General features: G+C 69.4%; 10 protein-coding genes and 3 pseudogenes. 6 read left to right on the forward strand and 7 right to left on the reverse strand.

The window, feature by feature from the left end; all coding sequences use genetic code 11:
* Positions 1 to 52: 52 nt before the first annotated feature.
* Positions 53 to 1,495, forward strand: a complete 1,443-nt coding sequence (locus B072_RS0114035; protein ID WP_026245805.1) for an APC family permease — start codon at positions 53 to 55, stop codon at positions 1,493 to 1,495.
* A gap of 4 nt (positions 1,496 to 1,499) precedes the next feature.
* On the opposite strand, the gene B072_RS0114040 is transcribed toward B072_RS0114035, so the two are convergent.
* The 4 genes from B072_RS0114040 to B072_RS0114055 all read right to left on the reverse strand — a co-directional run bounded on the left by B072_RS0114040 (position 1,500) and on the right by B072_RS0114055 (position 6,122).
* On the reverse strand, positions 1,500 to 2,546 hold the full coding sequence (locus B072_RS0114040) for a LacI family DNA-binding transcriptional regulator (protein WP_018530591.1): 1,047 nt from the start codon (positions 2,544 to 2,546) through the stop codon (positions 1,500 to 1,502).
* 92 nt (positions 2,547 to 2,638) lie between these two features.
* Positions 2,639 to 4,288 carry a sugar ABC transporter substrate-binding protein gene (locus B072_RS0114045; RefSeq protein ID WP_234018851.1) on the reverse strand — a complete coding sequence of 550 codons (1,650 nt, stop codon included), beginning with the start codon at positions 4,286 to 4,288 and terminating at the stop codon, positions 2,639 to 2,641.
* An 83-nt stretch (positions 4,289 to 4,371) separates the two neighbouring features.
* Positions 4,372 to 5,235 (reverse strand): carbohydrate ABC transporter permease, encoded by an 864-nt coding sequence (locus B072_RS0114050; protein WP_018530593.1) that lies wholly within the window; start codon positions 5,233 to 5,235, stop codon positions 4,372 to 4,374.
* Between the two features lie 32 nt (positions 5,236 to 5,267).
* A complete protein-coding gene (locus B072_RS0114055) occupies positions 5,268 to 6,122 on the reverse strand; it encodes an ABC transporter permease (RefSeq protein WP_043243969.1) in 855 nt (284 codons plus the stop codon).
* Positions 6,123 to 6,475: 353 nt separating this feature from the next.
* Here B072_RS0114055 and B072_RS0114060 point away from each other — a divergent pair, with 353 nt between their 5' ends.
* From B072_RS0114060 to B072_RS48160, 4 genes and pseudogenes are all read left to right on the forward strand, one after another.
* A complete protein-coding gene (locus B072_RS0114060) occupies positions 6,476 to 7,447 on the forward strand; it encodes a hydroxyacid dehydrogenase (protein WP_018530595.1) in 972 nt (323 codons plus the stop codon).
* A gap of 224 nt (positions 7,448 to 7,671) precedes the next feature.
* Positions 7,672 to 8,658 (forward strand): annotated as a pseudogene (locus B072_RS48680) (RNA-guided endonuclease InsQ/TnpB family protein); the annotation flags it as partial.
* A pseudogene (locus B072_RS49955) lies at positions 8,627 to 9,010 on the forward strand (hypothetical protein); the annotation flags it as partial. The pseudogenes B072_RS48680 and B072_RS49955, both read left to right, overlap by 32 nt.
* Positions 9,011 to 9,210: 200 nt before the next feature.
* Positions 9,211 to 9,588: pseudogene (locus tag B072_RS48160) on the forward strand (carbohydrate binding domain-containing protein); the annotation flags it as partial.
* 123 nt (positions 9,589 to 9,711) lie between these two features.
* Here B072_RS48160 and B072_RS0114080 read toward each other — a convergent pair.
* The 3 genes from B072_RS0114080 to B072_RS0114090 all read right to left on the reverse strand — a co-directional run bounded on the left by B072_RS0114080 (position 9,712) and on the right by B072_RS0114090 (position 13,054).
* A complete protein-coding gene (locus B072_RS0114080; protein ID WP_018530598.1) occupies positions 9,712 to 11,625 on the reverse strand; it encodes a S53 family peptidase in 1,914 nt (637 codons plus the stop codon).
* A 134-nt stretch (positions 11,626 to 11,759) separates the two neighbouring features.
* Positions 11,760 to 12,386: a DUF305 domain-containing protein gene (locus tag B072_RS0114085; RefSeq protein WP_043243927.1), complete on the reverse strand. Its 627-nt coding sequence runs from the start codon at positions 12,384 to 12,386 to the stop codon at positions 11,760 to 11,762.
* On the reverse strand, positions 12,383 to 13,054 hold the full coding sequence (locus tag B072_RS0114090; RefSeq protein WP_018530600.1) for a DUF3105 domain-containing protein: 672 nt from the start codon (positions 13,052 to 13,054) through the stop codon (positions 12,383 to 12,385). The genes B072_RS0114085 and B072_RS0114090 overlap by 4 nt, the downstream gene beginning before the upstream one ends.
* A 319-nt stretch (positions 13,055 to 13,373) precedes the next feature.
* On the opposite strand from B072_RS0114090, the gene B072_RS0114095 reads away from it, so the two are divergent.
* Positions 13,374 to 14,735: a glutamine synthetase family protein gene (locus B072_RS0114095; RefSeq protein ID WP_018530601.1), complete on the forward strand. Its 1,362-nt coding sequence runs from the start codon at positions 13,374 to 13,376 to the stop codon at positions 14,733 to 14,735.
* Positions 14,736 to 14,851: the final 116 nt, after the last annotated feature.

Here is a 14,851-nt window from a genome sequence, read left to right on the forward strand (position 1 = left end):
ACCCGGTATCGGACGACGTGCGGGGGCCGGGACCGCCTACGATCATGAGCGCATGACGACTACGGACAATCAGGGACAAGGTGGCGTGGGTGCCGCCGCGGCGGAAGGGGACCGTCGCCAGTTCATCTCCTGGGTGACGCTCGGCCTGATGACCACCGCCTCCGTGGCGAGCCTGCGACCCTCGCCCACCATGGCGATCTACGGCCTCGCCGCGATCTTCCTCTACCTGCTGCCCGCCGTCGTCTTCCTGCTGCCCACCGCCCTCGTCGGCGCCGAACTGGCCTCCGGCTGGACGGGCGGCATCTACCGCTGGGTCAGCGAGGCGCTCGGCAAGCCGCTCGGATTCGTCGCCGTGTGGTGCCAGTTCGCGATGACCATCGCGTACTACCCGAGCCTGCTCGCCTACGTGGCGTCCACGTTCGCGTACGTCATCCACCCGAGCCTCGCCGAGAACGGCCTGTACGTCGCGATCTGCATCATCGTCCTCTACTGGACGGGCGTCTTCGTCAGCTCGCGCGGGACGAGGACCATCGCCGGGCTCTCGTCCTTCGGACTCGTCATCGGCACGCTCGTCCCCGGCGTCCTGCTCGTCGTCCTCGGCATCGTCTTCCTCGGACAGGGCAACCCGTCCGCCGCCCCGATGAGCCCCGACCACTGGCTGCCACCGTGGACGGGCCTCGCCAGCCTCGTGCTGATCGTCAACAACTTCCTCTCCTACGCGGGCATGGAGATGAACGGCGTCCACGTGTCGTCCCTGCGCAACCCGCGCGGCGAGTACCCGAGGTCGGTCTTCCTGGCCACCGGGCTCGTCCTGCTGATCTTCATCCTCCCCGCGCTCGCCATCAGCTGGGTGATGCCCGCGAAGCAGCTCAGCCTGACCGCCGGTCTGATGCAGGCCTTCCAGGCGTTCTTCGACCACTTCGGGGTCGGCTGGATGACGAAGGTCGTCGGCGTCATGCTGGTGTGCGCGGCGCTCGGCGGCATGCTGACCTGGCTCGCCGGACCGGCGAAGGGCCTGGTGCTGCTCGCACGCCAGGAGGGCTATCTGCCGCCCTACCTGCAGAAGTTCAACAAGTACGGCGTCCCGCAGAACATGATGGTCGCCCAGGGCGTGCTGACCACCCTCATCGGCATCCTGTACGCCTTCAGCGACGACGTCTCCAGCCAGTACTGGATGTTCTCCGTCATCACCATCCAGATCTATCTGGTCGCCTACCTGCTGATGTTCGTGGCGGTCGTACGGCTGCGGAAGACGCAGCCCGATGTCGAGCGCGGCTTCGTCGTGCCGGCCGTGACCACCGTCGCGAGCATCGGGTTCGTCGCCTCGGTGATCGCGATGATCATCGGGTTCGTGCCGCCGGACGGCTACGACACCGGGCCGCTGTGGCGGTTCCTGCTGATCGTCGGCGGCGGGCTGCTGCTGATCGGCATCGCGGCCCCCGCCGCCTTCCTCAAGTTCCGCAAGCCGAGCTGGATCCACCCCGACCACCGCTGAGGGGTCACGGCGTGAGGCGGCGCACGCTGTCGCGGACCACGATGTGCGTGCCCAGCAGATGCCGCTGCTGGCCCGTGCGGGCCGAGCCGCCGAGGGCCAGACGGACGGCCGTGCGGCCCAGTTCCTCGCCCGGGATGTGCACCGTGGTCAGACCCGGCGTCATGTCGGCGGCGACCGGGTCGTCGTTGTAGCCGACCACCGAGATGTCGTCGGGAACCCGGAGCCCGTACTCCGCGAGGGCCTTGACCACCGCCGCCGCCACCCGGTCGTCGCCGGCCACGACCGCCGTGAAGTCCGGCCTGCCGTCGCACTTGTCGAGCAGCTCGCGGATGGCCCGGTCGCCGTTGTTCTGGCCGAAGCCGATGTCGTGCAGCAGCACGTCCGAGCGCGGCACGCCGTGGTCCGCCAGGGCGCGCAGACAGCCGCGCACCCGGCCCTCGCCGGTGGTGTTGCCCGGCTGGTAGCCGATCATCGCGATCCTGCGGTGGCCCGCGCCCAGGAGGTGGCTGGTGATGGCGTGCGCGCCCGCCTCGTTGTCGTACTCGACGACGAGCGCGGGCACGTCGGGCGCGGGTGCGGGCCGGCCGCACAGCACCAGACGCGAACCCGCGGCGGCGAGCGACTGCGCGTACCGGGCCATCCGCGCCCGGTACTCGTCGTCCTCGACGACGCCGCCGACCAGGACGACCGCCTCGGCGGCCTGCTCGCGCATCATCTGGACCAGGGCCAGTTCGCGGGCCGGGTCGGCGCCGGTCGAGGCGACGAGGGTGAGCCGCTCGTGCCGGGCCGCCTCCATCTCCACGCCCTGCGCGACCGCCGCGTAGAACGAGCTGACCACGTCGAGCATCAGCACCGCGATGGTCTTGCGGCCCGCGCCCGCGAGCGCGCGGGCGTGCGCGTTCGCCACGTAGTCCAGGTCCTTCGCGGCGCGCAGCACCTTGGCGCGCGAGGCGGCCGAGGTCGGATAGGTGCCCGCGAGCACCCGTGACACCGTCGCCACCGAGACGCCGGCGCGTGCCGCCACGTCCCGGATGGTGGCTCGCTCGCCCACTCGTATCTCTCCTCGAATCCAGTGGCGCGGGGCCGTGTCCGTGCCGGCCCCGCACCATCATCGCGTGCGCTGTCCCTTTCGGCGGTCCCGGGTCAGTGGGCCGCCGCGTACTCCTCGGCGAATTCCTCGGTGACCTTCTTCCCGCCCTGCGCCTGCCACTTGGCGTAGATGGAGTCCCAGTCGGAGAGCTTCTTGCGGCCGCTGACGACGGCGGTGACCCCGTCGTTCATCATCTGCTCCAGGGCGGCGCCCTGCTTGTTGTACGTGTCCGACTGCAGGCCGAAGCGGGCGTTGGGCTGCATCAGCGGGACGACCTTCCGCTGCCAGGTGTGGAGCCGCTTCGTGATCTCGGGGAAGCCGGGCGCGTACAGGACCTGCGGGGCGTCGCTGAGGTAGACGAACGGGACGTTGACCTTCGACTCGACCAGGCCCAGCTCGGTGGCGACGGGGTTGTTGTCCTTGTCGCGCTCGAAGTGGGTGCCCTCGATGCCGTAGTGGGTCAGCTCGTACTCCTTGGAGCCGAACGGCGCGGCCAGGTAGTCGAGGACGCGCAGGATCAGCTTGACGCGTTCCTTGGACGCCTTCTTGACGAGCGTGTAGCCGAAGGCGCCGCGGCTCTGCTGGTACCTGGTCGTCGCGCCGTCCGCCGCGTACGGGACGAGCGCGTCCATGTCGTAGGCGCCCTTGATGCCCTGGGCGTTGGACGTGTAGGCGGCGAAGCCGTCGGTCATCGACAGCACCGAGCCGTTCCAGAACTGCGTCTTGAGGTCCACCTGCGAGACCGAGGTGGCCTCCGGGTAGTACGACCCCTGCGCCCGCAGCTTCGCCATGAACTCCAGGGCGGCCTTGAACTCGTCGGTGCCGCCGAAGTGCACCATCTTGCCGCCCTGGTACGAGAACTCGTTGGGAGCGCCGAACCAGTTGGCGTGCGTCTTGTAGCCGAAGTAGCCGGTCGTGGAGGCGCCCAGGGCCCACTTCTTGGCGCGGGTCGCGGACTTGGCCATGGCCGCGAAGTCGTCCGTGGACATGCCCGGCGCGTACCCGGCCTTCGCGAACGCCTGGGAGTTGAAGAACATGGTGTCCTGCGGCTTGGGCCGCTCGACCGGGACGCCGTAGATCCGGCCCGCGATCCGGCCCATGCCCTGCCAGGCGTACGTCGGGATGCCCGCCAGGTTCGGGTACTCCTTGATCGCGTCGCCCGACAGGTACTCGGTGAGGTCGGCGCAGCGGGTCTTCGCGAACTGGGCCTCGCGCGGCAGGGTGTAGCCGCCGCCGACGTTGATGACGTCGGGGATGTCGTCGCCCGCGAACACGGTCGCCATCTTGGCGCGGTAGTCGGCGTCGGCGACCACGGTGAACTCGACCTCGACGCCCAGCGCCTCGTTGACCGCCGCCCAGAACTTGTTCTGCGCCGCGGGCTTGGGCGGGGTGCCGTACGTGATCGTGAGGACCTTGATCTTCTCCTTGCCGCTGCCGGGCTTCTCGGCGACGGCCCGCACCAGGTCGCCCGGGTACGTGGTGAAGCCGGCCTGCACGCCCTCGGCGGTGGCGGCCAGGTCGGGCGTCGCTCCCTTGCCCGGGGTGTACGTGGGCCAGGCCGCGGCCTTCTTGCCCGCGTTGGAGACGTCGGCGCCGCCGGACGACTCGGTGGAGCAGGCGGTGAGCACGGCGGGGGCGGCGAGCGCGGCGCCGCCGACGGCGATGGAGCGCAGCAGGGTGCGGCGCGACATGTTCGCGGACATGGTGAAGGACCCTTCGGACAAAGGAGGTGGGGAAGACGGCGGTACGGGCTCAGCTCCTGAAGGTGCTCAGCTCTTGAAGGTGCTCAGCTCTTGATGGCGCCGGTGAGCACGCCCTTGGTGAAGTACTTCTGGACGAAGGGGTAGACGACCAGGATCGGCACGGTGGCGAGCACGAGCACGGCCATCTGCGTCGTCTGCGGGGCCGAGACCATGCCGGCCTCGCTCAGCCCGCTGTCGGCGATCTGCGCGCCGCCGATCACGTACATGCGCAGCACCTGGGAGAGCGGCCAGTGGTCGGACTCCAGGTAGATGGAGGCGTTGAACCACGAGTTCCAGTAGCTGACCGCGTAGAAGAGGCCGACGACGGCGAGCGCGGCCTTCGACAGCGGCAGCGCGATCCGCCAGAACGTGGCCCAGTCCCCGGCGCCGTCGAGCCGCGCCGCCTCGTACAGCTCCTCGGGGATGCCCTGGAAGAAGCCGCGCAGGACGATCAGGTTGAAGACGTTGATGAGGACGGGCGCGACGATCGCCGCGTACATGTTCTCCAGGCCGAGCCCCTTCACCAGCAGGAACGCCGGGATCATGCCGGGCGGGAAGAGGAACGTGAACAGGACGAGCAGGAGCACGGGCTTGCCGCCGAAGACGCCGGGGCGGCTGAGCGCGTAGGCGAGGAACGCGGTGCAGGCGAGCGACAGGAACGTACCGATGACGGTGACGCCGACGCTCACGCCGAGCGCGTGCGTCACGATGCCGCCGCTGAGGATGTTCTCGTAGGCGCGCAGGGTCGGTTCGGTCGGCCACAGCACCCAGCCGCCGTTCGCCACCACCTCCTTGTTGGAGGCGAGGGACGTGGAGACGATCACCAGGAACGGTACGAGGACGAGGGCGAGCAGCGCGAGCACCGCGATCCCCTTGGCGACCTGGGTGACGGGCTTCGGCTTCTCCATCCACGCGGGACGGGCCGGACGGACTGCGGTGCTCACTTGTAGACCCCCTGCTCGCCGAGCTTGTGCGCGATCCGGTTGGCGACGAAGACGAGCAGCGCGCCCACCAGGCCCTTGAAGAGCCCGGCCGCGGCGGCGTATCCGGTGTCGCCGCCGACGATGCCCTGCCAGAAGACGAAGGTGTCGAGCACCTCGCCGACCTCCGGGCCCACCGACGGCCGCTGCAGCAGCATCTGTTCGAAGCCGACGGAGAGGATGTCGCCGAGCCGCATGATCAGCAGCAGGACGACGATCGGGCGGATCGCGGGCAGCGTCACGTGCCAGAAGCGGCGCCAGGGGCCCGCCCCGTCGATCGCCGCGGCCTCGTACTGCTGCTCGTCGACCTGCATCAGGGCGGCCAGGAAGATGATGGTGCCCCAGCCGGCGTCCTTCCAGATCACCTCGGCGACGACCAGCGGGCGGTACGCGTCCGGGTTGCCGATGAGGTCGACGGTGTGCAGGCCGGAGTCGCCGAGGAAGCTGTTCAGCAGGCCCGTGTCGGACAGAACCTGCTGGAACAGGGCGACCACGATCACCCACGACAGGAAGTGCGGCAGGTAGACGACGGACTGCACGAAGCGGCGCACGATGTCCGAGGTCAGGCTGTGCAGGAGCAGCGCGATCGCCAGCGGCACCGGGAAGTAGAACACCAGCTGCAGCACGGCGATGTAGAGCGTGTTCCACGTCGCGTGCCAGAAGTCCGGGTCGCCGAACATCCGGCTGAAGTTGCCGAACCCGACCCAGGGGCTGCCCCACAGCCCGGCGAACGGGTCGTACTCCTTGAACGCCACGGCGTTGCCCACGAAGGCGCCGTAGTGGAAGACCAGGAAGTACACGAGGCCCGGCACCATGAGCAGCAGCAACGTCCGACTGCTCCGAAACCGTTTCCACGCCGAACTGCGCTGCTCTATGTGGTCAATTGACCCGTTTTGCGGCCCCTCGGGGGGTTCCACCACCCCGGTCTCGGGCCTGTCCTTCGCCACCGTGGGCACGGGAACCCCTCCGTCGTTGGAACAAGGTGAGCCGGAATCTAAAACGGTTACAGGAACCGGTCAACCCCCTTGGCCGTGCGATGTCTTGACCCTTTGGGCCGCCAGTGCCTAGCCTCCTGACACATTGAAGTAACCGGTTACAGAGATTTCTGGCGACACGACGACACGGGGAGGCCCGCGTGACGGCATACCGACCGACCGCGGCACTGGCCATGGGTGCCGAGGTGGTGGAGCGGGTCTTCCCGCCCGAGCTGCGCGAACGGCTCGGCAGGAGCGTGCGGCTCGCCCCGCGGCCGCTGACCGGACCGCTCGACACCCCCGAGGCGGTCGAGGTGCTCGCCACCACGGAGATCCTGGTCACCGGCTGGGACTGCCCGCCGCTCACGCGCCAAGTACTGTCCCGCGCACCGCGGTTGAGGGCCGTCGTGCACGCGGCGGGCTCGGTGCGGCCGCTCGTCACGGACGCGGTGTGGGAGCGCGGACTGACCGTCTCGTCGGCGGCCGACGCCAACGCCGGGCCCGTCGTCGCCTTCACCCTCGCCGCGATCACCTTCGCGGCGAAGAGCGCGCTGACCGCCGCGGCCCGCTACCCCGACGCCTGGCCCGCGTTCGCCGAGCGGACCGGCACCGACGGCTGCACCGTCGGCGTCATCGGGGCCTCCCGGATCGGCCGCCGGGTGATCGAGGCGCTGAACGCGGACACGGCGGCGTACCGGGTCCTGCTCCACGACCCGTACGTCGACGAGGCCGAGGCCGCACGCCTCGGCGCGGAGCTGACGGATCTCGCCGATCTGTGCCGGCGCAGCGCCATCGTCAGCGTGCACGCACCCGAACTCCCGGAGACCCGAGGCCTGTTGAGCGCCGAGATGCTGAGCCTCGTCCCCGACGGCGGCACGCTGATCAACACCGCGCGCGGCTCACTGGTCGACACCGAGGCGCTGGCCCGCGAGTGCGCGACGGGCCGCCTGTCGGCCTACCTGGACGTCACGACCCCCGAGCCGCTGCCCGCCGGACACCCGCTGCTCACCCTGCCGAACGTGCTGGTCACCCCGCACATCGCCGGGACGCAGGGGGCGGAGGTGCGACGGCTCGGCGTGTACGCGACCGAGGAGGTCGAGCGGTACGTGTCCGGGCGCGAGCTGGTCGGCCGGACCGACCGAGGGGACCTGCTACGGGTGGCCTGACCTCCGAACTCCCTTGTGCCGGGCACTCCTTGGGGCTGCCTGAACTCCTGAAAGTCCCCACCCTGGAAGGAGCACCATGAGCGGCATGAGCACCAGAAGCGAGTCTGGTGGTGGCGTCGCGGCAGCGTTCCGGCGGAGCCGGACTGTGCTTGTGCCTGGGGGGTGACGGTTCGCTCGGATGTTCCCGGTGATGATGTGGGTTCGGCTTGCTTAGTGTGATCGTCATGCAGCTCAGGTACGCCTTCAGGTTGTACCCGAACACCGTCCAGCAGGCCGCGTTGGCGGAGGCGTTCGGGTGCGCCCGCGTCGTGTTCAACGACGCCGTGCGTGCCCGCGAGGACGCCCGAAAAGGCGGGCAGCCGTTCCCGAAACTGGGAGACCTGTCGAAGAAGCTGATCACGCAGGCGAAGCGGACGGCCGGGCGGGCCTGGCTGGGCGAGGTGTCCGCCGTGGTCCTCCAGCAGTCCCTGCGTGACGTGGAGGCCGCGTACCGCAACTTCTTCGCTTCCCTCAACGGCACCCGCAAGGGCCGGACGGTCGGCGTGCCGCGTTTCAAGTCCCGCAAGGATCAGCGGCAGTCGATCCGGTTCACCGCGAACGCCCGCTGGAAGATCACCGGCGCTGGGCGTCTGGACCTGCCGAAGATCGGCGCGGTGAAGGTGAAGTGGTCCCGCACCCTGCCCGCCACCCCCACCTCGGTCACCGTGATCAAGGACGCGGCGGGACGGTTCTTCGCCTCGTTCGTCATCGACACCGACCCTGCTGCTGACGCCGTCCGGATGCCCGTCACCGGGAACACCGTCGGTATCGACCTGGGCCTCACCCACTTCGCGGTCCTGTCCGACGGCACGAAGATCGACTCCCCTCGGTTCCTGCGCCGGGCGGAGAAGAAACTGAAGAAGGCCCAGCGTGAGCTGTCCCGCAAGCAGAAGGGATCCAGGAACCGGGCCAAGGCCCGCTTGCAGGTCGCCCGCGCCCACGCCAAGGTCGCCGACGCACGCCGTGAGTTCCACCACCAGCTCTCCACCCAGCTGATCTCCGAGAACCAAGGGATCGCCGTGGAGAACCTGTCGGTGAAGGGACTGGCGCGCACCAGGCTGGCCAAGTCCGTGCACGACGCGGGCTGGGCACAGTTCATCGGCATGCTGGAATACAAAGCCGAGCGGTACGGCCGCACCTTCATCAGGATCGACCGGTTCGAGCCGACCAGCCAGGTCTGCTCCACCTTGTACCGCCTGCGGCACCGTCCACGACCGGGACACCAACGCCGCACGCAACATCAAACAGGCCGCCGGACTGGCGGCATCAGCCTGCGGAGCGCCGATAAGACCAGAACCCGTTCTGGCACAGCGCGAAGAAGCAGGAAGCCACGGATTCCCGACCGGACACCGTGCCGCCCAGCGGCACAGCACCCCGTCAGGGAAGGCCAGAATCCCCGCCCTTCAGGGCGAGGAGCATGTCAAACGCCCGCCGACCACACCTGGCGGAACAACGTCATCTCCGGCAACCACCCGGCCTCCGAGCCCGCCGACCCCGGAAAGATCACGGCCGACCCGCAGCTGACGGACCCCGCCTCCGCCGACCCGCTCGACTACCGCCCGAAGTCCGGCTCGCCCGCGCTCAAGGCGGGCCTGGTCACCCCCGACAACGGCGGGCGCGACTACACGAGCGCGGCGACCCCGTCGGCCTGCCGCCCCGACATCGGTGCCTTCCAGGTCTCGTCCTTCGACGACGCGTCCTGCGCGGGCACGAACCTCGTCACCAACGGCGGCTTCGAATCCGGCGCCAAGTCGCCCTGGACGGGATCGACTTCCTTCACCGTGGGCACCGCCACCCCGCACACGGGCGGCTACGCCGCCCAGCTCACCGGCGCCCACACCTCCGCCGAACAGCTCGTGACCGTCCAGCCGAACACGACGTACGTGCTCTCCGGCTGGGGCCGCGTCGACGCCGACCGCACGCAACTCGCCGTGGGCGTCAAGAACTTCGGCGGCACGGAGACCCGCGTCCCGCTCTTCACCGGGACCGACTGGCGCGGGGGAGCCGTTTCCTTCAGGGCGCGAGCAGCACCAAGGCGACGGTGTACTGCTACACCAGGGCCGGAACCGGGCACGGCTGGTGCGACGACCTCCGGCTGGTGAAGCAGGCGCCGTAGGGGGAACGCGCCCCTGAGATGCGCACGCGGTGCGCATCTCAGGGGCGCGGGGAACTGCGCGACCAGCCACGACGAACCCGCGGTCCCAGTCGCTACAGAACCCGGCAGATCAGTGGCGACGGAACGACGAGACATACCCCGGCGCGGGCGAGCCGACCCCGGTGACGTCGTCGTAGCCCCGAACGGCCTTCAGGGACGCGTCCTTGCCGAGGCTGCGCACCGAGGTGAGCAGGCCGTCCGCGGCGTCGTAGCCGTTCGCGTAGTCGACGCGGGCCACGGCGAGGTCCTTGCCGGTCGGCTTGTCCGTCACGTCGTGGTACAGCGGCGAGCCGTACCGGGCGTAGATCGACGGGTTGGCGAAGCCGATCGCCTGGCCGCCGCGCGTCTGCTGCGCCAGCGCCTGCACACCCGCGATCACCGGCGCGGCGAGCGACGTACCGCCGATGCGGTACTCGTCGTAGCCGAGCGAGCCGTCGGGCAGCGTCTGCGTCTGGCCCACCAGGAAGCCGGTGTTGGGGTCGGCCACGGCCGAGATGTCCGGGACGACGCGGTTGTTGCCGCCGTTGACCGTCGCCAGGGACTTCGGCACGACACCCTTCTGGTAGAAGGGCTGCGGGACGGTGCTGCTGGTGCCGCCGCCCGCGCCGGAGGTGTACGCGCCGGGGAAGTCCGTCCAGCTCTTGCCGTCGGCCGCGAGGTTGGCCTTGAGCGTGCCCCAGCCGGTCTCGAACTGGTACTTGTCGCCCTTGCCGACGGCGAGCGCGGTGCCACCGACCGCGGTCACCCACGCCGAGTTGGCGGGCGTGTCGACCTGCTTGGTGCCGGTGGAGGCGACGTTGTCGCCGTTGTCGCCGGACGAGAAGTAGAAGCCGATGCCCTCGACCGCGCCGAGCTGGAACACCTGGTCGTAGGCGGTGGCCAGTTCGGGCGTCTGGTTGGCCTCGATGTCGCCCCACGAGTTGGAGACGATGTCGGCCAGGTGCTTGTCGACGACGGTCTGGAGGGAGTCCAGGAGGTCGTCGTCGTAGCAGGACGCGGCGCCCACGTACGTGATGCCGGCCTGCGGGGCGAGCGCGTGCACGGCCTCGACGTCGAGGGTCTCCTCGCCGTACCAGCCGGAGGCGCTGCACTCCTCGGTCTGCGTGTAGTTCTTCGGCAGGACCTGATTCAACTGGCCCTTGGCGTAACCCGCGTCACCGTTCTTGGCCGCGTACGTCGCCGCGTCCTTCGCGATGGTCGGCGAGGCGTACGCGTCGGTGATCGCGACCCGCACCCCCTTGCCGGTGGCCTTGCCCGCGCCGTAGGCGGCCCGCAGCTGCTTGCCGGTGTAGCCCTTGACGGCGTACGGAACCTTCTTGCCGTACGCGTCCGGCAGCGTCGTCGCCGTCTTGGAGCCGTAGTACGAGGAGAACGGCCCCGCGTTGCGGAACACCGCGTCCGGCGGCGGCAGTTGGTCCTGCTTCGTCGCCTTGTGCGGGGCGCTGTCCAGGCCGGTCACGGTGAGCACGGCGCCGTCCAGCGAGGCGGGCACCGAGGCCGTGCCCGACGGGGCGCGGTACGTGTGCGTCCCCTTGGCGTAGTTGTGCAGCTGCGTACCGAAGGCCTTCTCGGTCGCGGCCACGTCACCGGAGACGGATATGTAGTGCGCGGTCGTGCCGGTGACCGTCAGGCCCGCGGCCTTCAGCCACTGGGTGACCTCGGCGACCTGCGCCTTGGTCGCGCCGAAGCGGGCCTGCGCCTCGTCGGCGCTGAGGTACTTGCCGTACGACGCGGACGACGGGTCGGAGACCGCCTTCGCGTACGCGGCGAGGCCCTTGGCGTCGCGGCCGGCCAGGTAGACGCGTGCGGTGACCTTGTTGCCGTTCGCCGTGGAGCCCTGGTCGGCGGCGTTGGTGGCCCACAGCGGCTTGGTGCCGGTCAGGGCCTCGCGGCTGCTTCCCGCGTCGGCCTGGGCGGCCGGGGCGGTGAGGGCGAGGGCGCCCGCTAGCAGCGGCAGTGTTGCTGCGATGCGGATGGATCTCATGGTGGAACCCCCTGGGAGAGGTGCATGTGTAATGCACACGCAGGGGGACCACTCTCGTCACGAACCGTTCACGCGAGGGGAATGAAACGATCAAGAAGACGTCAAAAGCTGTCTCCGCAAGTCGGCGGTGACCGCTACGGCTTGGCTCCGCGCTCCTTCAACATCCCCGTCATCAGGTCTATTTCGGACTCCTGCGAGGCCACCATCCCGCGCGCGAGCCGCCGTTCGGCCCCGACCTCGCACCGCTTCACGCACCCCTCGGCCATGTGGACGCCGCCCTTGTGGTGGGCGATCATCAGCCGCAGGTACATGACTTCGGCCTTGCGCCCGCTCAACTTGCCGAGCTGACGGAGCTGCGTGTTGGTCGCCATGCCGGGCATCAGCGCGCCGTCCTCACCGACGGGCGCGTCGCCCATGCCCATCCAGGCCATCGGCGGCTTCGCCGACACCTTCGGCAGTTCCCACAGATCGAGCCAGCCGAGCAGCATGCCGCGCTGGTTGGCCTGGGTCTGCGCGATGTCGTAGGCGAGGCGCCGCACGTCCTCGTCCCTGGTCCGGTCGCGCACGATGTACGACATCTCGACGGCCTGCTGATGGTGCACGGACATGTCGCGCGCGAACCCGGCGTCCGCCGACTCGGCCGCGGGCACCCTCAGATCGTGCGGACCGCCGTCCCCGTCGGCGACGGCGTAGGTGACGGCACCGGCCGTGACGGCCAGCGCCGCCACGCCCGACACCAGCCACCCCGTACGACGCCTCACTGGCTCAGCCCGCTGGTGCACGGGGCACCCGGCTCGGGCGTCTGCTTGCCCTGCACGAACGTCGAGAAGAACGTCGCGACCTTCGGGTCCTTCGCGCTCTTCACCGTGCGCTGGTGCCCCCAGGCGCTCAGCATGATCGGGTCCTTCTGGTCCTCGACCGGGCTCATCAGCGAGTACGGCGTCTGCTTCACCTTGGCGGCCAGCGCCTTGACGTCGGCGTCGGACGCCTTGTCGTTGTACGTCACCCAGACCGCGCCGTGCTCCAGGGAGTGCACCGCGTTCTCGTTCGCGAGGGCCTTTTCGTATACGTCGCCGTTGCAGTTCATCCACACCTGGTTGTGGTCGCCACCGACCGGCGGGTTCATCGGATAGGCGACCTTCTGGCCGACGTGGTTGCGGGTGAGCTTGGCGCTCCAGGTGCCCACGCCGTCCTTGTCGTACGAGAAGTGCCCGGCCGGGGCCTTCGCCTTCGCGTCGCCGCCGTCGTCATCGCCCTTGGTCACGGCCCACGCCCCTACTCCTATCAGCGCGGCCACGACGACCGTGCTGACGGCGATGACCGCGATCCGGCCGCGGCGCTCACGGGCGCGCTCGGCCCGACGCATCTCCTCTATACGGGCCTTGCGGTCCGGGGAGGGCGAGGCGGACGTGTTCTTGGCGGAACCCATGGAAAGTCCTTCTGAGAAAAGGATGAGACGGGCGGGCCCGCTGATCGTAGTGGGGGAACGGGCGGTTGCGGGAGGACGCGTTCAGGGCCCGCTGTCGTGGTCGCGCCGAACGGCAGGCACTATGGCCCTGGGGGGTCCAGCAGGCACTATGAGACCCACACCGGCCGATCAAAGACGATCATGGTCGGCAACGCGCTCGAAACGGGCGTGTGGTGGGATGCGACCAGGCCCTTTTACGGTTTCTTTTCGAGGTCCCCCGATGGCGCCCCCGGGCGTGGGAGCAGACGGCCTGACCAGCAAGGATGGGTGGAAGCGGAAGATGGACAAGCAGCAGGAATTCGTGCTCCGGACTCTTGAGGAGCGCGACATCCGGTTCGTACGCCTGTGGTTCACGGACGTTCTGGGCTTCCTGAAGTCGGTGGCCGTGGCCCCGGCCGAGCTGGAGCAGGCCTTCGACGAGGGCATCGGCTTCGACGGCTCGGCGATCGAGGGCTTCGCGCGTGTCTACGAGTCCGACATGATCGCCAAGCCGGATCCGGGCACCTTCCAGGTCCTGCCGTGGCGCGCGGAGGCCCCCGGCACCGCTCGCATGTTCTGCGACATCCTGATGCCCGACGGCTCGCCGTCCTTCGCCGACCCGCGCTACGTCCTCAAGCGCGCCCTCGCCAAGACCTCCGACCTCGGCTTCACCTTCTACACCCACCCCGAGATCGAGTTCTTCCTCCTCAAGGACAAGCCGCTCGACGGCTCGCGCCCCACCCCCGCCGACAACTCCGGCTACTTCGACCACACCCCGCAGAACGTGGGCATGGACTTCCGCCGCCAGGCGATCACCATGCTCGAATCCATGGGCATCTCGGTCGAGTTCAGCCACCACGAGGGCGCCCCGGGCCAGCAGGAGATCGACCTGCGCTACGCCGACGCGCTCTCCACGGCGGACAACATCATGACGTTCCGCCTGGTCATGAAGCAGGTGGCGCTGGAGCAGGGGGTCAACGCGACCTTCATGCCGAAGCCGTTCTCCGAGCACCCCGGCTCGGGCATGCACACGCACCTCTCCCTCTTCGAGGGCGACCGCAACGCCTTCTACGAGTCGGGCGCCGAGTACCAGCTCTCCAAGGTCGGCCGCTCCTTCATCGCCGGCCTGCTCAAGCACGCCGCCGAGATCGCCGCCGTCACCAACCAGTGGGTCAACTCCTACAAGCGCATCTGGGGCGGCTCCGAGCGCACGGCCGGCGCCGGCGGCGAGGCCCCCTCGTACATCTGCTGGGGCCACAACAACCGCTCGGCCCTCATCCGCGTGCCCATGTACAAGCCGGGCAAGACCGGCTCGGCACGGGTCGAGGTCCGCTCCCTCGACGCCGGCTGCAACCCGTACCTCGCGTACGCGGTCCTGCTCGCCGCCGGCCTCAAGGGCATCGAGGAGGGCTACGAACTCCCGCCGGGCGCCGACGACGACGTCTGGGCCCTCTCCGACTCCGAGCGCCGCGCGATGGGCATCGAGCCCCTCCCGCAGAACCTCGGCGAGGCGATCGCCCTGATGGAACGCTCGGAACTGGTCGCGGAGACGCTGGGCGAGCACGTCTACGACTTCTTCCTGCGCAACAAGAAGCAGGAGTGGGAGGAGTACCGCAGCGAGGTCACCGCGTTCGAGCTGCGGAAGAACCTGCCGGTGCTCTAGCGCGACACCGCTTCGAGGGGCCGACGGCACATGCCGTCGGCCCCTTGTCGTGTCCGGGCCGGAACAGATCAGGATTCGAGAAGCGACCGCCCGGGGCCGCCGCTAGCTTGAGGGCC

The organism is Streptomyces sp. HmicA12, from assembly GCF_000373565.1.
Taxonomy (GTDB): domain Bacteria; phylum Actinomycetota; class Actinomycetes; order Streptomycetales; family Streptomycetaceae; genus Streptomyces.

Coding starts and splice junctions, on each gene's coding strand:
- B072_RS0114035 (WP_026245805.1), top strand. CDS start 53: ATGACGACTACGGACAATCAGGGACAAGGTGGCGTGGGTGCCGCCGCG.
- B072_RS0114045 (WP_234018851.1), bottom strand. CDS start 4,288: ATGTCCGCGAACATGTCGCGCCGCACCCTGCTGCGCTCCATCGCCGTC.
- B072_RS0114050 (WP_018530593.1), bottom strand. CDS start 5,235: ATGGAGAAGCCGAAGCCCGTCACCCAGGTCGCCAAGGGGATCGCGGTG.
- B072_RS0114055 (WP_043243969.1), bottom strand. CDS start 6,122: ATGGTGCCGGGCCTCGTGTACTTCCTGGTCTTCCACTACGGCGCCTTC.
- B072_RS0114060 (WP_018530595.1), top strand. CDS start 6,476: ATGGGTGCCGAGGTGGTGGAGCGGGTCTTCCCGCCCGAGCTGCGCGAA.
- B072_RS0114080 (WP_018530598.1), bottom strand. CDS start 11,625: ATGAGATCCATCCGCATCGCAGCAACACTGCCGCTGCTAGCGGGCGCC.
- B072_RS0114090 (WP_018530600.1), bottom strand. CDS start 13,054: ATGGGTTCCGCCAAGAACACGTCCGCCTCGCCCTCCCCGGACCGCAAG.
- B072_RS0114095 (WP_018530601.1), top strand. CDS start 13,374: ATGGACAAGCAGCAGGAATTCGTGCTCCGGACTCTTGAGGAGCGCGAC.